Source organism: Caulobacter sp. LjRoot300, from assembly GCF_964253875.1.
GTDB lineage: Bacteria > Pseudomonadota > Alphaproteobacteria > Caulobacterales > Caulobacteraceae > Caulobacter.
In genome coordinates this window covers 162,083-183,495 of the sequence record NZ_CAXUSA020000003.1, presented here as the reverse complement: position 1 = coordinate 183,495, position 21,413 = coordinate 162,083, and the positions used below count along the sequence as shown (strand labels likewise).

Sequence of the window (21,413 nt, the reverse complement as noted above, 5' to 3'; positions counted from 1 at the left end):
TTGACCGGCCTCCCGGTCAATCTGCCGCGTTCACTCGCGCTCGGCGACGATCACCTCCGCGCTCATGCCGAACGGTCGGCCGGGGGCGACGGCCATCAGCACCGCCACGGTCCGCTGGCCCTCCTTCGCCGGCAGCGGCGCCGTCAGGGCTCCGGGCGACGTATCCGTCCTGGCCGCGACCTTGACGCCGTCGACATAGATCTCGGCCGGTCCGTTCAGGCGGCCGAACAGCAGCCTTCCGCCGGCCCGCCTCACCGTCGCCCGGGGCGTGAAGGTCGCGCGATAGAGGACGAAGCCGCCCTCGGGATCGGCGTCCTGCAGCAATCCCGGCCTTGTCCAGGTCCAGGAGTTCATGTCGTTGTCGGCCGGCTTGGTCGACGGGTCGGGACGAACGCGGGTCACCGGCGAGACGCGCCAATCGGAGAGGATCGAGCTGGGCGGAGTCCGCGGCTCCATCAGTCGCGCGCCGGGCTGGAGCGACAGCTGGGTCTGCGCGGATCGCAGTCCCGGCGCCGAGGCCGTCAGGCGCAGGACGCCGCTGGAGTCGCGATCGCTCTGCACGATCACCTGGGCCAGGCCGTTGAACAGGCTGCGGGCATTGCCCTTCTCCGGTTCGTGGCAGTTGGGATCGCCATTGCCCAGGCCGATGATCCGCCCGTTGGCGATCTCGAAGGTCACCGGCAGGTTGGCCGTGGGGACCACCCTTCCCGCCTTGTCCAGCGCCTCGACAGTGATCGGCGCGGCGTCGGCGCCGTCGCCGGTCAGGACGGTTCGGTCCGGCGTCAGGCGTAGGGCGACGGGCGGACCGGCGGTCTCGACGACCGCCTTCGACACCGGCTTGCCGCCGACATAGCCGATCGCCTCCAGGCGTCCGGGCGCATAGGGCACGGTCCAGGACGGCATGACGAAGGGATCGACCGCCTGGCGCGAGACCGGCTTGCCGTTGAGGCGCAGCTCGACCTCTTCGGCGTTGGTCAGCGCCATGACCTTGATCGGCTGGCCCTCCTTGCCCGGCCAGGTCCAGTGCGGGGCCAGATCCAGCAGCGGCCGGTCCTTGATCCACTGGGCCCGGTGCAGGAAGAACGCCATCTTTGGGAAGCCGCACAGGTCCATGGCCCCGAAGAACGAGCTGGCCGAGGGCCATTCGAACGGGGTCGGTTCGCCGCGATAGTCGATGCCCGACCACAGGAACGCCCCCGCCACGAACGGACGCTTGGCGATCGCCTCCCAGCCCTTGCGGTGGGTGGTGCCCCAGGACGACGGCTCCTCGTCGTTCTCGGCCAGGATGTTGCGCGCGCGATCGGTGAACCATTCGCCCCGGGTCATGAACGCGGAGGTGTCCTCCGAACTCATCATCGGCAGGTTCGGATGCTCGGCGTGGAAGCGGTCGTAGTTGTCGGACTGGTAGTTGAAGCCGACCACGTCGACGGCCTGGGAGACATTGATCGGGTTGAACATGCCGTCGTTCATCGCGGCGGTGACCAAGCGGCTGTCGTCCAGCCGCTTGACGGCGGCGACCATGCGCCGAACCATCTGGTAGCCCGCCTCGGTGCCCTGCATGGGCTCCTCGTTGAACACCGACCACAGGAAGACGCTGGGGTGGTTGCGGTCGCGGCGGATCAGCCATTCCAGTTGCCGCATGTAGTCGGGGCTGGGATTGAAGTTGCGGTTCTCGTCGAGGATCAGCACGCCCAGCCGGTCGGCCGCCTCCAGCATCTCCGGCGCCGGAGCGTTGTGGGCGCAGCGAACGGCGTTGGCGCCCATGGCCTTGACCCGGCGCAGCCGGAAATCCCACAGGCTGTCGGGCACGGCCACGCCGACCCCGGCATGGTCCTGGTGCAGGCAGACGCCCTGGATCTTCAGCGATCGATCGTTGAGGAAGAAGCCCTGGTCGGCGTCGAACCGCAGCGTCCGGAAGCCTGTCGAGGTGATCGCCTCGTCGACCCTCTGGCCGGCCTGCAAGACACGGGTGCGCACCGTGTAGAGCGCTGGATCGTCGACCGACCAGAGGCGCGGGCTCGCGACCTTCAGCACCAGCCGGGCCTCGGCCTGGTCCAGCGATGGGACTTCGGCCGCGACGCGCCCCGCGCCCACCACCTTGCCCCAGGGATCGACCAGTTGGGCCTCGACCTCCACCGCCTCGGCCTTGGGGCCGATATTGCCCAGGGTGGCGACGACCGGCAGGGTCCAGCGCCCCTGCCCGTCTCGCCGCGGGACGGCATGGACGCCGTCGTCGGCGATGTGCACGGCCGCGCGCTTGGTCAGCCAGACGTGGCGATAGATGCCGCCGCCCTCGTACCACCAGCCCTCCATCGGGTCGGCGTCGACCCGCACGGCGATGCTGTTGAGTTCGTCGCCGTAACGGGCGAACGGGGTGAGGTCGATCTGCAGGGCGTTGTAGCCGCTCCAGTTATGGGCCACGACGCTGCCGTTGAACCAGACCGTCGCCTGGGTGGCGATGGCCCCGAACTCGATGGAGATGTGCTTGCCGCGATCGGCGGGATCCAGCCGCAGGGCGCGGCGGTACCAGGCTTTGCCGCGCGGACGATAGCCCTGGGAGAGGTTCTCGTCCTTGTCGAACGGCCCCTCCACCACCCAGTCGTGGGGCAGGTCCAGTTCGCGCCAGTCGCTGTCGTCGTATTCGGACGAGGCGGCGCCCTGGGCGTTCCCGGCCTTGGCGTTGGCGTAGGACCAGCCGTGGCCCTTGACCTTCGGAAACGGCACGTCGCCCAAGTGGAAACGCCAGCCCTGGTCCAGCGACGTCCGGGCGCCGGGCGCCTTGAGCTGCGGCCTCGGATAGGACCGACCCGACTCCGCGACGTCGCCCGCGCTCGCCCAGACCAGGCCTGGCGCGCCGCCCGCGGCGCCCAGCGCGATGGCCGAGGTCGCCCACAGGAAACGGCGGCGATCCACGGTCACGCTGGCCTTCTCATTCATGTCGCCCTCCCGACGTCTTCGGCCTGCGCTCAACCTATCACCTGGCGCATGGCGGCGGCGGCGGCGACCTCGTCACCGTCCCGGACGGCGTAAAAGACCCTGCGCATCGCCCTGGATCGGTCCGCCGTCGATCCGCGCTTCCAGCGGGCGTCCAGCAGCAGTTGAGCCTCGATCAGCCCGGACAGCGAGCGCATCACCGGTCGGTCGGACGCCGCGCAGATCGTCAGCCTGAAGACCCGCTGAATAATCCGGATCGCCGTGTCGGAGGGATCGGCCGCGAGGTCGGCCAGGCATTGATCCAGGACCTGTAGATCATCAAGCGAACGCCGCTTGGCCGCCCGGCGCGCCGCCTCGCACTCCAACCCCAGGCACATCGCCCGCAAGTCTTCGCCAAACACCGGGTTGTCACCGGCGCTGAGGCGCCATCTCAGGACGTCGCGATCGAAGTGGCTCCAGTGCTCGGCTCGCCGGACCGTCGCTCCGACACGCGTCTTGACGCTCAGAAATCCCTTCGCGGTCAGGCCGCGAATGACCTCGCGCAGGAAAGAACGGGAGACCTGGAAACGGCCCAGCAGCGCCGCCTCGCTGGGAAAGCCGGTCACGTCGTAGGCGCCGTCCATGATCTCAAGCGCCAGGACACGCAACATCTGATCATGGGCCGAACGTGGGCGCTCCAGGCCCAGTCCTGGCCAGGATGACCGCCCCTCGTTCTCGGCGCGCCGATCGGGTCCGGCCGCGACCAAGAGCGCCGCCTCGGACGGCAGGACCTCCTCGGCCCCGGCGCCACGCCCCGGTTCCTCCTCGCCGGCCTCTTGTCCGCGACGTCCCGCGTTTCCCTCGGCGCGCATCACGGAATCGCCCGTGTCGCCACCAAGCCCGGCCGTTCGAGCATCACGCCCGCCGGCGCCGGCATGCCCTCGCCCTTCAAAAGTTTGGCAAGAGAGGACATCGCCTGAGCGGTAGCATCGCACGTCAAACGCTTTGCCTCCGAAGCATTTTTAACCCTCCCATTTGCCTACCGGGGTCCTGGCGCTCTCTGGGCGCCGACCGAACCGCAGCGACGCGTCGCAGAATGGCAACGCTGTCATCACCCTACCGACCTACCTCATCGCCGCAAATTAGCAAGCCTATTCCTCATACAAATATGGTGAAATCTTCAGGATGTGGCGCCATGTCGCTGACACCGGTAGCATTGCAGGAAACAGAAGCTGACCCAGATCCTCGATCCGAAAGGCGGATCTAGCGAGCATAACTGACTGTATTTTCGATGCGATACCTTGCTAGAGCTGTTAGATCAGCCCTCCGCAGCACCCATACGCTGGCGTCATCCGGAAGGATAATTAATCAGACAATTTAAATAAATCACCGGGACAGGCCTGGCGCTCGCACCCTCGCGCGGAAGGATCAGCCACCGCCCTCGCGGGTCGCCTGCCGAAGGGTCGGCAAAATTCACCAGACACAGAAAAAGGTAATTTCTGCCCGAAAATTAGCTCGTTATTGTATATATGCAGATGTTTTCATATGGGCGCCTGTCTTTGAGACTTGGCGAACGACGCTGCTCCCTCTTCCACGCCGTGACGAACGCCCGTCTCAAAGGCTGAGGCGCGACGGCCAAGCACGGCGTTGCAGAAAATCCGGCGACATCGATCGAGACGCCGTCGCCTCGAAAGGCGCCCCCGACTGGAACTCGAACCAAAGACGTTTTCGGTAGCGACGCCAAGAGGAAGCGGCCAGCGCTCCGCGCAGCCTTCGCGAACCTCGCCCACCACGAGCCGCTACCTCGGCGTCGTTCCAAGACGCGCGCTTGAACACACGGTCCCGCAAGCGTCCGCTTGCCCGGGAGCGCGGCGAAAGCTAGAGGCTGGAGCCTGGGTTTTCGAAGGTCTCGCCATGTCGGATCGCAAGTACACCGCGCCCGCCCTGGAAAAAGGGCTGGATATCCTCGATCTGCTGGCGAGCCACGGTCAGGCCATGACGCTGTCCCAGATCTCGGTGGCGCTGGAAAAGTCCGTCGGCGAGATCTTCCGGATGATCCACGTTCTGGAGTTCAAGGGCTTCATCGAGACGGTCCCAGGCGCGGAAGGCTATGCGTTGACGAACCGGCTGTTTCGGCTCGGCATGGCGCGGGCTCCGGTCAAGACTCTGCTGGAGGCGGCGCTTCCACAGATGCGCGAACTGGCCGCACGGGTCGAGCAATCCTGCCACCTCGCCCAGGCTTCACGCGAACAGATCGTCGTCGTCGCCCGGATCGAAAACCCCGGCTACTACGGCTACTCGGTGCGCACCGGCCACCGGCGCGACATCGTGGAAGCCACTTCGGGCATGGTGCTCTACGCCTTTCAGCCGCCGCCGGTGCAGGCCAGATGGCGCGAGGTGATCTTCGACGGCGTCTCCGAGGCCGACCAGGCCACGTTCCTGGCCAACGCCGAGCAGGTGGCCCGGCAGGGCTATTGGCGCGCCGAGAGCGATCTCGTGCCCAACGTCACAGACGTCTCGTCGCCGATCATGGCCGACGGCGCCGCGGTCGCGGCCCTGACCATGCCCTACATCTATAAGCGTGGCATGCGGCTGGCCGACGAGATCATCGCCGAGGTGATGGCCACCGCCGCGGTGATTTCGAGCGAGATCCAAGGCATCACCTGACAGAGGCGGAGCCTGCCGAGGTCATGATGTCGACCGTCGCGGCGGCTCGATGAAGGCCAGGCCGTAGACGACGCTGGTGTTCTTGCGGCCGATCAGCTTCACCTTCGACTGGGCCAAGGTCGTGGGCGGCGCCGGATAGTCGACGACCACCCAGTCGCCCCGTCCTGGTCCCGGCCTGCGCTCCACGGCGATTTCGACGCCGTCGACCTCGATCGCGAGTTCCCGGTCGACGTTATCGCCCCAGTAGGTCACCTGCAGGATCGCCGCGCCGGGCCGTCGGGCCATCGTGAACGAGACTTCAGCGCCCTGGGGAATGGAGCGATTGTGTCGCCCGTAGAAGGTGTCGGGGGCGCCGCCGGTGGCCTCCAGGTCGTGGTCGCGCTCGGGCTGCATCTCGCCGATATGGAACACGTCGATCGTGCGCCGCGCCAGATCCGCCCGTTGCGCCTCGGCGGCGAGATAGGCTTGGCCGCCCTCGGCCCAGGTGGCTGGCGTGAAGGTCGGGAAATAGACCGCCGCGCGCCGGTCATACATGGCGTAGAACGGACGCAGGGTCTGGTCTTGACCCAGGACGCTCGTCGCCGAGTAGTGGTGGAGGCCGCCGCCGGGCTTCAAGGCGTCGATGGGCGCGGCCTGGCTCAGAAGGGCCGGCGGCGCGCCGTCGAAGGCCGCCGCCGCGGGGCCCAGGTCGGACGCCAGCACCAGCGGGCCGCTCATGAAGGCGTAGGTGTCGGTGGCTCCCTTCAGGGCGACGGCGCGCAGCGAACTCGGCAGGGTCACCGCGATCCGGTCCCCCGCTCGCCAGTCGCGCGCGATGCGCCAGTAGCCGTCGACCACCTTGACCGGGAGATGGCGGCCGTTGAGCGTGATCGTAGCGCCCTCGGCCCAACCGGGACATCGAATGGCCAGGGCCGTCGGGTGGGCGGGCGCGCGGTCCACACGGATGGCGACCTCGGCGCTCTCGGGATAGCGGGTTTCCATCACCAGCTTGATCCCGCCCGGCAGGTCCAGCGTCGAAGGGATGAACAGGTTCACGTAGAGGGAGGCCGAATCGCGCCAGTAGATCGAATCGGCGTGCTTGGCGTGGCTTTCCATCCCCGATCCGACGCAGCACCAGAAACTGTTCTCGGCCGTGGAGTAGTCGCGCTTGGCGCCGGCTTGCAGCGGCATGAAATAGGCGAACTGGCCGGTGTCGGGACGCTGATGCGCCAGGATATGATTGAGCTGGGCGCGCTCGTAGTAGTCGAACAAGGCGCCCTCTGGCCGCCAGGTGAACAGCCGTCGCGTCAGCTTCAGCATGTTGTAGGTGTTGCACGCTTCGCAGGTGGCCGTGGTCAGGCGGTCGCCAAACTGGTCGGGCGGGCCAAAATGCTCGCGCTCCGAATTGCCGCCGATCACGTAGCTGTGGTGGTCGACCACGGTCTGGTGAAAGAAGCGGGCGGCGTCGCGGTACTCGGTCTTGCCGCTGGTTTCGTAGAGCCGCGCCAGGCCGATGATCTTCGGGATCTGGGTATTGGCGTGCAGCCCATCCAGCGTATCGCGACGCGCGATCAACGGCTCGACGACGGCCTGGTGGCGTAGCCGCTCGGCCAGGCGCAGCCAGCGGGCCTGACCCGTGATCGCATTAAGCTCGGCATAGGATTCCAGGATGCCGCCATGCTCGACCGACAGCACCTTCTGGATCTGGGCGTCCGAAAGCGGTTCGAGCACGCCGGCCAGGTACGCGGCCAGGCCCAGAGCGATCGGCAGCGCCCTGTCGTTCCCGGCGAGCAGGTGCGCGTCGATCACCCCGGCCAGGACCTTGTGATACGTATAGAGCGGGACCCATCCGCCGTTCAGCGCCCAGGTCGCCTCGATCTGGCCACGTCGCACTTCCTCGAAGATGACCTTGCCCGGAACTTCCTGGCCGCCGCGCTCGGCCGTCGTGCCGCCAAGATAGCCATCGCCTTCGGCCCGCTGGATCTTCGCCATCTCGGCCAGCGTGCGATCGAGAACCGCCGCCACTTCCGGATCTCCGGTGTTGGCCACCGTGAGACTGCAGGCCGACAGCCAATGGCCCAGGGTGTGGCCGGCGATGCTCGCGCTTTCCCAGCCGCCGTAGCGCGGCTTGTCGGCCTTCAACCCCGCCGACCAGTAGAAATTGTGCAGCAGTCGCTCTGGATCCAAGGCCAGGAGGTAGCGGCGATTGGCGGCCATGGCGTCGCTGAAGGCCGACGGCGCGAGGCTCACGTACCGTGCGGGAACCGCTTCGATCCCACGGTCCGAGGCCATCGCCAGGCCCGGCGCGCTGACGAAGGCCGCCGATAGAAGGCTCCCGGTGAGCAGCAATTCCCGGCGGCTGAGATGAGCCGCGTTCAGGCCGGACGGCATCCGCGGCAAACCAGATTGCCCCACGCGCGGATCGCTCATGCTCTCACCAAGGCGCCCTGAACCACGGCCAGCCGCACGGGTCGTCCGCGGTGAAGGTCGACGTCCAGGCTGGAACCGGCATGGACGACGGTGACGCGCCCGTCGATGCTGGCCGTCAGCACCGCCTCGGTCAGCTTGCCGCCAGCCCAATGGACATCGACACCAACCGCGCCGCGCGCCCGCAAGCCTGTCATGCGGCCGGTCGGCCAGGCCGACGGCAGGGCCGGCAGCAGGTAGATCCTGTCGTTGCGGCTTTGCAGAACCATCTCGGTCATGCCCGAGGTCCCGCCGAAATTGCCGTCGATCTGGAACGGCGGATGGGCGTCGAACATGTTCGGATAGGTCCGTTCCGGCCCTAGCAGCAGTTTGAGCACGTTGTGAGCGTGGTCGCCGTCGCTCAGCCGCGCCCACAGGTTCAGCCGCCAGGCGATGGCCCAGCCGGTGGCGAGGTCGCCGCGCGTCAGCAGCGAGGTCCTGGCCGCCGCCGCCAGCTTCGGCGTCGTGTCGATCCCGATCTGGTCGGACGGGAACAGGCCGTAGAGATGCGAGACGTGGCGGTGATGGATGTCGACGGCGTCGGCGTCCCAGTCCTCCTGCCACTCCTGGAGCTGGCCGTCCTTGCCGATCCTGTAGGGCGCCAGCTTGTCGCGCGCCGCCTTCAGTTCGGCGACGAAGGCCTGGTCCGGACCCAGGATGGTCTCGGCCTTCAGACAGTTCTCGAACAGGTCCCGCACGATCGCCTGGTCCATGGTCGGACCGGCGACCAGGGACGAGCCGTGGCCGTGGTCGTTCTCCGGCGAGAGCGACGGATTGGTGACCAGCACCCCGAACTTCGGATCCACCACCAGGGTGTCGAGGAAGAACCGCGCCGAGCCCTTCATCAGCGGATAGACCCGCGCGAGGTAGGCGCGGTCGCGATTGTAGTCGTAGTGGTCATAGACGTGCTTGCACAGCCAGGCGCCGCCCGTGGGCCAGACGCCGTACATCGCCCCGTCGATCGGCGCGGTGGCCCGCCAAAGATCGGTGTTGTGATGGGCGACCCAGCCGCGCGCGCCGTACATCACCTTCGCCGTGGTCGTCCCGGTCTGGGCGATATCCCGCACGAGCGCGATCAGCGGCTCGACCAGTTCGGGAAGGTTGGTCGGCTCGGCCGGCCAGTAGTTCATCTCGGTGTTGATGTTGATCGTGTATTTGCTTCCCCAGGGCGCGTCGGTCTTGTCGTTCCAGACGCCCTGCAGGTTGGCCGGCTGGCTGCCCGGGCGCGAGCAGGCGATCAGCAGATAGCGGCCGTACTGAAAATAGAGCGCGGCCAGGGACGGGTCGTCGGTGGTCGGCGAGCGCTTGATCCGCTCGTCGGTGGGCAGCAGGTCGGCGCGCGTGCGGCCGAAGTCGACGCCGACCCGTCGAAACAGGACGCGGTGGTCGGCCTGGTGGTCGGCCAACAGCCTGGCCCAGGGCTTGCCGGCCAGCCTGGCCAGGGCGGCCTTGTTCAGCGCCGTCGGATCACCCGACACGTCGTCATAGCGGCGATAGCTGGTGGCGGCGGTGATCAGCAGCAGCACCTCGTCGGCGCCGGTCACCGAGAGCTTGCCGCCCTGCCCGGCCACCCGGCCGCCCTTGGCGCGGACCTCGACGCGGCACTCGAACTTCAGCTGGGCGGGGACGCCCTGCTGGCTGTCATTGCCGCCCGTCAGCACCAGGGCCGTCCCTTGGACCGAGGCGACGGGCTTGGACTTCAGTGGGCTGGCGAAACCGAGATCCACGGTGATCGCGCCCTTGCGACTGGCCGTGAGGCGAACGGCGATCACGCCATCCGGCGCGCTGGCGATCACTTCGCGGACATGGCGGACGCCGTCGGCGGTGAAGGTCGTCGTGGCGATCGCCCCGTCGATGTCCAGGTCGCGGACATAGTCGCTCGCCGCCTCCGCCAGACCCGGGAACTCGAGCTTCAGGTCGCCGATCGTCTGGTAGGACATCTGGCGCTTGGGCGCGCCCATGAACTTGGCCTCGGCCAGTTGGGTGGCCTTGGCGTACTCGCCCGCATCGATCAGCCGGCGGATCTCCGGCAAGGCGGCCAGGGCCTCGGGATTGGCGGGATCGTAGGGGCCGCCGGCCCACAGGGTGTCCTCGTTCAGTTGCAGCCGCTCGGCCGCGACGCCGCCGAACACCATCGCCCCCAGCTTGCCCGAGCCGACCGGCAGGGCCTCGACCCATTCCCGGGCGGGCTGGCGGTACCAGAGGCGCGGCGGCGAGCCCTTGGACGTCGCGGCCCGGGCCGGAGCATTGGCCAGCGCCGTGGAAGCACCGAGGGCGGCGAGCGTGGACCGGCGTGTCAGGGTCATGGGACTCTCGAAGCGGGATTGGAAAATCGTCGGACGGCGCTAAAGCGGATCGAGCCACCTAGCCCGTCGAGTCGAATTACTCCGACAAGATACGGCGACGCCATCTTGGCGCAAGACGATCTTGGATCGTCCACGGCGGGGCCGCCCCTTCAAAGTTAGCGCTACCATTTATTTTTCACCAAATTAAGATGACCGAAAGTCTGGTTCAACGCCGACGTGTCGTCGAGCGATTTGCCGGACATAAGAACAGCCGCGACCTCAACCGCGCTCTTGGAGGAACCGACGCCAGATGATCCGTGAAAGCCTCATCGCCCTTTCCCTTCTGGCCGCCGGCGCCGCCCAGGCTCGCGCCCCCATCGAGACTGGCCGACGGCCAGCCGAGGGTCGCTCCACCGCCCCCGAGGCGACGTTCGACTGGTTCGAATATACGGGCGCCGACCCGTCGGACGCCGCATTCAAGCCAGGCCCGACCCAGTACGCCAACCCCATCCTCAAGGGCACCTATCCCGACCCGGCCGTGATGCGGGTCGGCAAGGACTTCTATTTCGTCAGCTCGACCTTCGCCTGGTTCCCGGGGCTTCCGGTCTTCCACTCCACCGACCTGGTGCACTGGAACCAGATCGGCAACGCCATCGATCGCCCTGGCATGCTCGACTTCAAACGCCTGGGCCTGTCGCGGGCGGTCTTCGCGCCGACCCTGAGCCACCGCGACGGCGTCTTCTATATCCTGAACACCTGCGTCGACTGCGGCGGCAATTTCCTGATCACAGCCAAGGATCCGAAGGGCCCCTGGTCGGACCCGGTGTGGCTGCCGGCGGTCGAGGGCATCGATCCGTATCTCTTCTTCGACGACGACGGCGGCGCCCTGATCGTCTTCAACGGCGCGCCTCCGGGCCCGCCCGAATACAAAGGCCACCGCGCCATCTGGGCGATCGGCTACGACGTCGAGGCCAGGAAGACCGTCGGCGCCCCCAAGCTCCTGCTCGACAAGGGCGTCAATCCGGCGGCCAAGCCCATCTGGCCCGAGGGCCCTCACATCCTCAAGAAGGACGGCTGGTATTATCTGGTCGCCGCCGAGGGCGGCACTGCCGAGGGCCACAGCCAGGTGGTCCTGCGGTCGAAGGACGCGTTGGGGCCGTATGTTCCCTACGCGCACAATCCCATCCTGACCCAGCGGGGCCTGCCCAAGAACCGTCCGCTGCCGATCACCTCGGCCGGGCACGCCACGCTGGTCGACACCCCGGACGGCAAGTGGTGGGCGACGTTCCTGGCGGTGCGGCCCTATGGCGACGATCTCTACAACACCGGCCGCGAGACCTTCCTGCTGCCTGTCGAGTGGAAGGACGGCTGGCCAATCATCCTGGAGAACGGCAAGACCATCCCCTACGTCCAGACCAAGCCGAACCTGCCCGCGACCACGCCGACCCCGCCGCCGACCGCCGGCGCCTTCACGGCTCGCGACGAGTTCGACGGCAAGGCCCTGCCGCTCAACTGGGTGACCATGCGGATCCCGCAGCAGCGCTGGTGGCGGCTCGAAGGCGGCAGGCTGGTCCTCACCGCGCGCCCTGAAACGATCGGCGGCATGACCCAGCCGTCGTTCTGGGGGCGTCGCCAGCAGCATATCAACGCCAGCGCCTCGACCCAGATGCGCTTTGCCCCGACCAAGATTGGTGACAAGGCCGGCATGGTCGCCGTGCAGAACGACGACCACTTCTTCTTCCTGGGCCTGACCCGGGACGCCAACGGCCGAGACAAGGTGGTGCTCGAGCGCCGCGCCGGCCCGAAGGACGCCGCCGACGGCGTGGAGGTCGCCAGCGCTCCGGTCACGCTCAGGCCCGGCGTCCCGATCCAGCTGAAAATCACCGCCCGAGGCGGCCTTTACGATTTCTCCTACGCGCTCGCTCCGGGCCAGTGGAAGACCCTGAAAGCCGGCGAGGACGGGACGATCCTTTCGACCAAGACGGCGGGCGGCTTCGTCGGCGCGCTGCTGGGCGTCTACGCCCACACCGCGGAGCTAGGCGCGGCCTCCAGTTCGACCGCCGGAACAAACTGAAGGCGACGCTGTCCAAAGGCGCGCCGATGCTCAAAGGGGAAGACGACATGACCAGACTGACTCGGCCGCTGGCTGCTTGGGCCGTGGCTTTGGCGCTGGGGGCGCCGACCCTGGTTCAAGCCCAGGCCGAGGCCGATCCGCCGATCACCGTGCGCATCGACCCTGGCGCGCAAGGCCCCAAGATCGACCGCAACATCTTCGGCCAGTTCGCCGAGCATCTGGGAACAGGCGTCTACGGCGGCGTCTGGGTGGGCAAGGACTCGCCGATCCCCAATACGCGCGGGATCCGCAACGACGTGGTCGAGGCGCTGCGCGCCATCAAGGTGCCCAATGTCCGCTGGCCCGGCGGCTGTTTCGCCGACGAGTACCATTGGCGCCACGGGATCGGCCCGGCCGCGAACCGGCGCGAGACGATCAATTCCAACTGGGGCGGCGCGGTCGAGCCCAACACCTTCGGCACCGACGAGTTCATGGACTTCGTCGACCAGATCGGCAGCGAGGCCTATGTCTCGGTCAATATCGGATCCGGCACGGTCGAGGAGGCCGCCGCCTGGGTCGAGTACATGACCGCCGACCCGCAGACCACCGCGGGCAAGGAGCGCGCCGCCAACGGCCATCCCGCGCCCTACAAGGTCAAGTATCTGGGCCTCGGCAACGAAAGCTGGAGCTGCGGCGGCGCCATGCGCCCCGACTACTATACCGACGAGATGAAGCGGTACGCGCGGTTCGTGCGAAACTACAATCCCAAGCAGACCGGCGCCGAGGCCATGCAGCGGATCGCCGTGGGTCCCAACCAGGGCGACACGGCCTATACCGAGGCCGTGATGGCCGCCCAGAAGTCGCACGACTGGGCCTGGAACATCGAAGGCCTGTCGCTGCACTCCTACACGACCGGCGGATGGCCGCCGTCCTATTCGAGCACCCGTTTCGACGAAACCGCCTACGCCAAGCTGCTGCGGGAGACGCTGGGCATGGACGACCTGATCGCCAAGCACGCGGCGATCATGGACAAGTACGATCCCGACAAGAAGGTGCCGCTGGTCGTCGACGAATGGGGCGTCTGGCTCGCGCCGCTGGAGGGCAGCACTCCCGGCTTCCTGGCCCAGCAGAACTCCCTGCGCGACGCGATCGTCGCCGCGCTCAACCTGAACATCTTCGCTCGCCACGCCGACCGCGTGCGCATGACCAACATCGCTCAGATGATCAACGTGCTGCAGGCGATGATCCTGACTGACAAGGACAAGATGGTCCTCACCCCCACCTACCACGTCTACAAGATGTACCTGCCCTTCCAGGACGCGACCCTGGTTCCGGTCAGCTTCGACAAGGGGACCTATGCGCAAGGCGACATCAAGTTGCCGCGCATCGACGCCACGGCCGTCCGCGACACCCAGGGCAAGCTCTGGTTGTCGGTGACCAACCTCGACCCGGCCAAGGGCGCGACGATCGATTTGGCTGGCTTCAAGGCGGCCAGCGCCAGCGGTCAATTGCTCACGGCGTCTCGCGTCGATGCGATCAACACCTTCGACGCACCCAACACGGTCGCGCCCAAGCCGTACTCGGCCAAGGCGTCCGCCAAGGGTCTCACGCTCGAGGTTCCCGCCAAGTCGATCCTGGTCGTCCAGCTCGCGCCTAAGGTCTGACCTTTGAGTCGCGGGGCGACCTGCGAGACCGCCCCGCGAACTCGCATACCGAACAATAGTCCTGATATTCTAAGGCGACGCGCCAAAAGGGGTGCGACGTTTCAGCCGGCAAATTGCCTGACAACTTGCCAAGCCTCACTGGGTTGCGCTTATAGACCGCTTCGCACCCAGGAGCCTCACGCCTATGCCGTTGGACGAGCCGGACGACAAGCCGATCAAGCGATTGGCGAGAGGGTCTGGCCGACGCCTGCGTGGCGCAGTCGCCCACTACCTCGGCACGGCGATCGTTTCGGGCCAGATTGCGCCGGGAGAGAAGCTGACCGGCGAAATCGCCAACGCCGAAGCGCTCGACGTTTCGCGCGGCGCCTATCGGGAGGCCGTTCAGGTCCTCACAGCCAAGGGCCTAGTGGAAAGTCGTCCCAAGGCCGGCACGCGGGTTCTGCCCCGCAGTTCCTGGAACATTCTGGACCCCACGGTCCTGGCCTGGGCCTTCGCCGCCGAGCCTGACCTCGCCTTCGTGCGCGACCTTTTCGAACTGCGCGCCGTCGTCGAGCCAGCCGCCGCCCGCTTCGCGGCCGAGCGTCGCGACAAGGACGACATCAAGGCGATGAAGGACGCCTTGGCGAAGATGCGACGCCATACCCTGGCGACCGAGACCGGCCGGGCGGCCGACCGCGCTTTCCACGATGCGCTGCTGCGCGCCACGCACAACGACGCGATGATCGCCCTCAGCGCCAGCATCGGCGCCGCGGTAAGCTGGACGACCGAGTTCAAGCAGCGTTCGCGCGCCCTGCCCCGCGACCCGGTGCCCGACCACGCCAAGGTCTGCGACGCGATCGCGGCCGGCGATCCGGAAGCCGCCAGCGCGGCGATGCGAGCGCTGGTCGATCTGGCGTTGGATGACACACGCTCGGCCATGTAGCCGCGGCGGGCGCCATGGCGCTGTCGACGCGATTTTTTCAAGACTGAAGCTCTGGGCCCGAGGCGACAGCAAATGGTCGCCTCGACAAGCGCCCTCGAATGACGATTTTTATATGTGAGATTATTCTTATCAATAAGAAATCGGTCGACGTTTTGACGACGAAATCGTAGATTTCGTTCGTGTAAATCCGAGACGTCGATGCCTTCGTTCGCTTCCCTGCGACCCGCCCGAGACACGCCCTTGGGACGTCGGGCGCCGCATCGGCTGGCCTATGAACTGATGGGCCGTATCGAGGCCGGGGCCCTTCGTCCCGGCGACTGGTTGCCCGCCGAGCGCGAGTTGCTGGAAGAGTTCCCGGCCAGCCGCACGGCCTTCCGCGAAGCGCTGATCATCCTGGAGTGCCTGGGCCTCATCGAGTCGCACCTTGGGGTCGGCAGCCAGGTGATCGCTCGTCGGCCCACCAGCAGCATGGGGCCTGCCGCCTCGGTCGATCTGGTGACGCTGCTGGAAGCTTGCCGCGCCTTCGAGATCGAGGCCGCCAGCCTCGCCGCCGGCCTGCCGGAAGAGAACGGACCGTCGCCCTTCGCGCCCAGCCCAAGCCTGAGCCCGTCAGGCCTGATGACCGCCAGGGACTGTCGAGACTTTCATGTCGCCCTCGCCCAGGGGAGCGGCAACCCGGCGATCCTGGCTTCGATCCGCAACCTCTGGGACATGGCTGCGGGGCGGCCGGCCCTCTACGTTCCCCTCAACGCCGCGCTCGCCCGCTCGGGCCGCGGGATCCGCGCCTTGCAGAGCCAGGTGGGCGAAGCTCTCCTACGCCGGTCTTCCCAGGCGATCCGCCAAGCGGTGAAGGCGTTGTTTGACGGCTATCTCGCCGCGGCGGTCGCGTTCGAAGACCAGGACGGTCACACGCGCTCCAGACCAAGGGTGCGCAAGGCCGCCCACGGCGGAACGAGCGAGCTGCCGCCGCTGGCCAATAGCGTCCAGATCGACGACGGTCTCTTGCTTTAGCGCCGCAACGCCGCCTCACTCGACGTCGGCGGCGGGCAGGAACTTCAGGCGATCGGCCGTCAGAACGGCCTCCGCCGGCACGGCCGTCCGGCTGAGGCGCGATCACGCGGCTCAGCGAGCCTGGAAGACGAGGTGCTGGCTGAAGAACGGCAGGACGTTATCCTGCAAACGGGCCGAAACGCCGCTGGTGTGGTCGCCCGCATAGATCTCGAAGCTGCTGGCGATCCCGTAGCGATCCAGCGCCGCATGCAGCTTGGCCGCATCGTCCTTCAGGCCGTCGCGGTCTCCGACATCGATGGCTATGGCCTTGTAGCGAGCGAGGGCGGAAACATACTGGTCCACGAAGGCTAGCGGCGCATTGGCGGCCCACTTGGCCAGGATCTCCGGTCGCGCCACGCCGTTCTCGACCGGCAGGTCCAGGAACAGCGGCGGCTTGTCCGGGTTGGGCGACCAGGCCGCGGCCGTCGCCAGTTGCGCGCGCAGGCCCCACGGCAGCTTCTGGGCGTCCTCGAGCGTCTTGACCTGGGCGAGCGTCGCGGCGCCCTCGCCGCCCAGTTGGCCGGCGTCGCGCGGCGACAGGCAGCAAGGGCTCATCATGTAGAGCGCGCCGAACACGTCGGCGTGACGCATGCCGATCCGGCTGACGCCGTAGCCGCCCATCGAGTGGCCCACTAGGCCGCGGCTCTCGCGGACAGGCAGGGTGCGATAGTGCTTGTCGATATAGGCGACCAGATCCCTGGCGACGAAGGTCTCGAAATCGCCCGTGGTCCGCGAGCTGGAATACATCGAACCGTTGTGGACGGTCTTGCTGTCGGGCAGAACGACGATCATTTCGCCGGCCCCCTTGGCGAAGGCGCCTTCGATCGTTTGGGGAACGTGGATCTCGCCCATCCACTGCTGGGCGCCGATGGAATAGCCGTGCAGGGCGTAGACCACGGGATAGCGCCGCTTGGGATGGCTGGCGTAGCCTGGCGGCAGTACCACGAAGACGTCGCGGTCGGCGTTCTCGCCCTCCAGATTGCCCTCGATGGCGACCGAGTGGACCTTGATCTTCTGGACCACCGCCGGCTTGGCGCCGGCCACGGGCGGCGGCGCGGCGGTCTTTACCTGGGCGCGGGCCGCGATCGGCGCGGCGAGCAGGAGCGCCAGGAGCGTCAGAAGCCCCACGCGGGACCACGACGCGTGCATCCGCGTGTTTTGCGTGTCTTGCGTGTCGTGAATCGCCATCGAAGCCTCCCCTGCCGCGCGTTCCGGCTCTTGCGCCGCGCGATCTGTTAGCGCTACCATTTGTCCGGCAAATTCACGGCGTGTCAATCGCCCGCCGGTCAGTCACCGCGCTGTCCGGCTCGACTCGCAGCCATGAACAGCGCTGAACATCCGCCGATCGCGAACTGACGCGAGCGGCCAATACACTCGCCAGAGCAAGGCGCCGCGTCGCTTCCACGAGGCGGCTTGGCGTCAAATGACAGAGTAAATTAGGGAGAATCTGGATGCGACACGGATTGATGCTGGCCGCCTGCGTCGGCTGGACGATGGCCGCCTCGACGGCGGTGACGGCTGCGACCCCGGTCAAGGTGGCCATCGACGGCGCCAGCCGGGCCGCCCCGGTCACGAAATACGAATACGGCATGTTCATCGAGCCCATCGGCGGACTGGTGGCGCGCACCCTGTGGGCGGAAATGCTCGACGATCGGAAGTTCTATTACCCCGTCGTCGCGCCTGCCTTCGACAAGCCGCCGCCGCTCAACGCCGAGGGCCGTCCGGGCGTCAGCTATCGCAAGTGGCGGCCGATCGGCGGAGACACCGCGGTGACCATGGACGCCAAGGCTCCGTATGTCGGGACGCAAAGCCCCGTGGTCGTCGTCGATCCGGCGGTGCGCAAAGGTTTCTCCCAATCCGGGATCGGCGTGGCCAAGGGCAAACGCTACGACGGCTATCTGCTGCTGGCGGGCGATCCCGGCGCGAAGGTGGAAGCGGCGCTGGTCTGGGGACCCGGCCCGAACGATCGTCAGGTCGTCGCCCTGCCCGCCCCCGGCGGCGACTGGCGCCGGGCCGAGATCGGCTTCACGCCGACCGTCGACGCCGCCGACGCGCGACTGGAGATCACCGGCCTGGGTTCGGGGTCGTTTCGCGTCGGCGCGGTCTCGCTGATGCCCGCCGACAACATCCGCGGCTGGCGCGCCGACACCTCGGCGATCGCACGCTCGCTCAATTCGGGCATGTGGCGCCTGCCCGGCGGCAACTTCCTGTCGGACTGGGACTGGCATGGCGCGATCGGGCCGCGCGACAAGCGCGCGCCGATGTTCGACCACGCCTGGAGCGCGATGCAGCCCAACGACATCGGCATGGACGAATGGCTGGACCTGACCAGGATCATCGGTGTCGAGCCCTATGTCACGGTCAACGCCGGCCTCGGCGACGCCAATTCGGCGGCCGAGGAAGTCGAATATCTGAACGGCCCGGCGACCAGCACTTGGGGCGCGCGGCGGGCGGCCAACGGCCATCCGGAGCCGTACGGCGTGAAGTTCTGGAACATCGGCAACGAACCCTACGGCTGGTGGCAGATCGGCAAGACCTCGCTCGACTATTTCATGCTCAAGCACAACGCTTTCGCCGAGGCGATGCGCGCCGTCGATCCGACCATCACCCTGATCGGCTCGGGGGCGATGCCCGACCAGGGCCATCCGCGTGGCACCAAGGAAAACGCCTCTCTCGAGAGCGTCGCGCCCAAGTTCGGCACCGAATGGGACTGGACAGGCGGCCTGCTGGCCAAGGCCTGGGGCAATTTCGACGGCATTTCCGAGCATTGGTACGATCAGCCGGAAGTCCGGCCCAACGCGCCCGCCGACGCCGAGCTGATGGAGTATGCGCGCTCACCCTCCAACCAGGTTCGAATGAAGGCCGAGCAGTGGAAGATCTATCAGCAGCGCTTCCCGGCCATGAAGGACAAGAAGATCTTCCTGTCCATCGACGAGTACGCCTATTTCGGCGAGGTGAACCTCAAGTCGGCCCTGGCCTACGCCATGGTCCTGCAGGAGATGCTCCGCCATACCGACTTCCTGACCATGGCGGCCTTCACCACCGGAGCCTCGACCATGGACATCGCCCCCACCGCCGCGGTTCTCAACACGACCGGCCAGGTCTTCAAGCTCTATGGCGAGCATTTCGGGGCGGGCGTCGTTCCGGTGACGGTGCAGGGTGACGCGCCTCAACCCGAGCCGCGCTATCCGGTCGGCTACAATCACCCGAAGGTGCGAGCGGGAAGCCCGACCTATCCGCTCGACGTGATCGCGGGCCTGAGCCCGGACGGCAAGACCTTGAGGATCGGCGTCGTCAATCCGACATCCACGCCCCAGACCCTGAAGCTTGACCTGAAGTCGCTGGCCCTGAGGAGCGCCGGCCACAAATGGGTGCTGAGCGGCGCGTCGCTGAAGGCCGCGAACAAGGTCGGCGCCCCGGCGGGCGTCGCTATCACCCAGAGCCCGGCGCCGCGTCCGGGAACCAGCCTCGTCGTCTCGCCGATTTCGGCGACGGTGTTCGAGTTTCCGATCGACTCCGCCAAGCGGTAGCGGGCCAGGCGTCGACCACGTCAGTGGCCGGCGCCTTAGCCGCCCCGCAGCATCTTCATGACGAGCGCCCGGATGCGGCCGTAGTTCCCGCCCGCCAGCGGCCCCAGCAGGCCGTGGCGCTCGGCTGGCAGGTGGGCCAGCGGATGGCCTCGCGGGCGAAAGACGTAGTGGTCGAAAAAGGCGCGCCAGGCTTGTCGCTCGGCCAGGGGGCGCTCGGCGATCGCGATCATCGCCAGCATCATGGTGACATAGGGCGCGTCGGGCCCGGCGGCGAAGGCGTCCCACCAGTAATTGACCAGCAGATTGGTCGGTTCGAGCGCCTCCACCTGGTGCCACCAGAGCTTGGGAATGTAGAGACCGTCGCCGGGCTTGAGCTCGATGACAATCGCGCGCGGCGCGGCGGCGGCGAACCGCGGATAGCGCTCGTCGCCCAGCGCGGCCCCGGCGGCCAGGCTGGTCGGCTGACCCGCCAGGGTGTGATCGATCGGCCCGACATAGAGATCGCCAATGGCGTCGGGCGGATAGAGCGTGAATCGCCGGCGTCCGGCGACGACGCAGGCCAGGTTGTCGAAGCTGTCATAGTGGCAGGCCACGCGGCTGGCGTTGCCCAGCCACAGGCGCGGCCTGGCCAACGGCGGCAGGACGTCGAGCGAATTGTCGGCGGCGAATCCCGGCGCATAATCGTCGGCCGACAGCGAACCCATATAGACGCTCGCCAGGCTGGGGTCGGCGGCGGCCTCCCCGATGCGCTCAAGCGCTTGGGCCAGGGTCAGGGAAGCGCGCTCGAAGTTGAATCCGTCCGGGCCGTCGCCATAGTCGTAGCGGCCCGCGATCGACGGCGCTCCGATGAACGCCTGTCCGCTCCGGCCCGCATCGAACCGCGCGAGATAGGTCGACAACGCCGCCCAGCCACGCCCGCTCGCCTCGACCGCGGGCCAATGGCGACAGAGGCCCGGCAACAGGACCGGCTGGCAATCGGCTGTCACCGCCGAAGCGAACCCGGCCGGTCCGGCCTCGCTGATCGCGGCTGGGTCGATCCTGCGCAGGTCAGGCGAAGCCTGGTCGTTCATCCCGTGATCTTGTCGTTTCGAAGCTTCGCCAGGCTGGACACCTGCCTGAGCGAGCCGTTCATGGCGTAGATCAGCTGCAGATAGCCCCGCCGGAAGAGGTCGAGAACGGCCGCGTCCTCCAACTCGCCCAGAGCGTCTAGGCTGACGGTGTAGAGGCCGGCCAGGCTCAGGGTCTGGCCGTCGTCGAACGACAGGTCGACATCCACCGGCTCCACCAACCGCGCCGCGACAAGCGTCTGGATGAAGACGTCGGTCTCGGGAACGCCGGCGCCGAGCTGGGCCAGGACGTGCTGGATCCGTCGCAGGGCCGGCCCCGGCCGGCCGTCGGCTTCGAACAGCGGCGCGCCCTGCGGCGCGGCGAATCGGCCATGGGCTGGATCGATGGCGACGGCCCCGTCCGACGTGACGAAGAAGCCCAGGCGTTCCAGATCCAGCGGCGTGAACAGCGGCCGACCCGCTCCCTCGTGACGCAGCAGATTTTCGCCCGGCTCGAAACCGAACATCGCCCCGGCATAGAAGCTTCCCGTCTCGGCGTTCTTGGTCAGGAAGATCGGGCAGACGGCGGCGGCGGCCACGAACTCGCTCGCCACAACCTGGACGAAGTGCGGCCCACCGGTCGGCGGATCGCCCAGGCGCAAGCCCGCATGATGCTGTGCGTTCAACAGTTCCAGGTTCGTCGCCATCGTTTCCCTCCCATGCGTCGCCGGCGGATCGCATCGCCCGCCTTCATCCCGATCGATAGCGGCCTTCGAGCTCGCCGTCCAACGGGTGCATATTTACACCGACAAATAGATATTGATACCGGTACCTTTTG

General features: G+C 67.4%; 13 protein-coding genes. 6 read left to right on the top strand and 7 right to left on the bottom strand.

Going from position 1 to position 21,413, the window contains the following annotated elements; translation table 11 throughout:
- Window positions 1-30: 30 nt before the first annotated feature.
- The gene (gene galA / locus ACSQ2G_RS11110) at window positions 31-2,937 is read right to left on the bottom strand and encodes a beta-galactosidase GalA (protein WP_436030824.1); all 2,907 of its coding nucleotides are present in this window, start codon (window positions 2,935-2,937) and stop codon (window positions 31-33) included.
- 29 nt (window positions 2,938-2,966) lie between these two features.
- A complete protein-coding gene (locus ACSQ2G_RS11105) occupies window positions 2,967-3,785 on the bottom strand; it encodes a FadR/GntR family transcriptional regulator (protein WP_436030822.1) in 819 nt (272 codons plus the stop codon).
- A 1,042-nt stretch (window positions 3,786-4,827) separates the two neighbouring features.
- On the opposite strand from ACSQ2G_RS11105, the gene ACSQ2G_RS11100 reads away from it, so the two are divergent.
- Window positions 4,828-5,580: an IclR family transcriptional regulator gene (locus ACSQ2G_RS11100; RefSeq protein WP_436030820.1), complete on the top strand. Its 753-nt coding sequence runs from the start codon at window positions 4,828-4,830 to the stop codon at window positions 5,578-5,580.
- A 21-nt stretch (window positions 5,581-5,601) separates the two neighbouring features.
- On the opposite strand, the gene ACSQ2G_RS11095 is transcribed toward ACSQ2G_RS11100, so the two are convergent.
- Window positions 5,602-7,989 carry a beta-L-arabinofuranosidase domain-containing protein gene (locus tag ACSQ2G_RS11095; protein ID WP_436030818.1) on the bottom strand — a complete coding sequence of 796 codons (2,388 nt, stop codon included), beginning with the start codon at window positions 7,987-7,989 and terminating at the stop codon, window positions 5,602-5,604.
- The gene (locus ACSQ2G_RS11090) at window positions 7,986-10,331 is read right to left on the bottom strand and encodes a glycoside hydrolase family 95 protein (protein ID WP_436030816.1); all 2,346 of its coding nucleotides are present in this window, start codon (window positions 10,329-10,331) and stop codon (window positions 7,986-7,988) included. The genes ACSQ2G_RS11095 and ACSQ2G_RS11090 overlap by 4 nt, the downstream gene beginning before the upstream one ends.
- 289 nt (window positions 10,332-10,620) lie before the next feature.
- Here ACSQ2G_RS11090 and ACSQ2G_RS11085 point away from each other — a divergent pair, with 289 nt between their 5' ends.
- The 4 genes from ACSQ2G_RS11085 to ACSQ2G_RS11070 all read left to right on the top strand — a co-directional run bounded on the left by ACSQ2G_RS11085 (window position 10,621) and on the right by ACSQ2G_RS11070 (window position 15,960).
- Window positions 10,621-12,384 carry a glycoside hydrolase family 43 protein gene (locus ACSQ2G_RS11085; protein WP_436030814.1) on the top strand — a complete coding sequence of 588 codons (1,764 nt, stop codon included), beginning with the start codon at window positions 10,621-10,623 and terminating at the stop codon, window positions 12,382-12,384.
- 47 nt (window positions 12,385-12,431) lie between these two features.
- Window positions 12,432-14,027, top strand: coding sequence for an alpha-N-arabinofuranosidase (locus tag ACSQ2G_RS11080; protein ID WP_436030812.1), 1,596 nt, complete (start codon window positions 12,432-12,434; stop codon window positions 14,025-14,027).
- Between the two features lie 184 nt (window positions 14,028-14,211).
- Window positions 14,212-14,949: a FadR/GntR family transcriptional regulator gene (locus ACSQ2G_RS11075; RefSeq protein ID WP_436030810.1), complete on the top strand. Its 738-nt coding sequence runs from the start codon at window positions 14,212-14,214 to the stop codon at window positions 14,947-14,949.
- 240 nt (window positions 14,950-15,189) lie between these two features.
- Entirely contained in the window at window positions 15,190-15,960 is a 771-nt protein-coding gene (locus ACSQ2G_RS11070) for a FadR/GntR family transcriptional regulator (protein ID WP_436030809.1), read from the top strand.
- Between the two features lie 111 nt (window positions 15,961-16,071).
- Here ACSQ2G_RS11070 and ACSQ2G_RS11065 read toward each other — a convergent pair whose 3' ends face one another.
- Window positions 16,072-17,187 carry an alpha/beta hydrolase gene (locus tag ACSQ2G_RS11065; protein ID WP_436030807.1) on the bottom strand — a complete coding sequence of 372 codons (1,116 nt, stop codon included), beginning with the start codon at window positions 17,185-17,187 and terminating at the stop codon, window positions 16,072-16,074.
- A 263-nt stretch (window positions 17,188-17,450) separates the two neighbouring features.
- Here ACSQ2G_RS11065 and ACSQ2G_RS11060 point away from each other — a divergent pair, with 263 nt between their 5' ends.
- Window positions 17,451-19,529 (top strand): alpha-L-arabinofuranosidase C-terminal domain-containing protein, encoded by a 2,079-nt coding sequence (locus ACSQ2G_RS11060; protein WP_436030805.1) that lies wholly within the window; start codon window positions 17,451-17,453, stop codon window positions 19,527-19,529.
- Between the two features lie 35 nt (window positions 19,530-19,564).
- Here the strand turns inward: ACSQ2G_RS11060 and ACSQ2G_RS11055 are convergent, their stop codons facing one another.
- Window positions 19,565-20,599, bottom strand: a complete 1,035-nt coding sequence (locus tag ACSQ2G_RS11055; RefSeq protein ID WP_436030803.1) for a cupin-like domain-containing protein — start codon at window positions 20,597-20,599, stop codon at window positions 19,565-19,567.
- Window positions 20,596-21,282: a SapC family protein gene (locus ACSQ2G_RS11050; protein WP_436030801.1), complete on the bottom strand. Its 687-nt coding sequence runs from the start codon at window positions 21,280-21,282 to the stop codon at window positions 20,596-20,598. Before ACSQ2G_RS11050 ends, ACSQ2G_RS11055 begins: the two co-directional genes overlap by 4 nt.
- Window positions 21,283-21,413 lie beyond the last annotated feature (131 nt).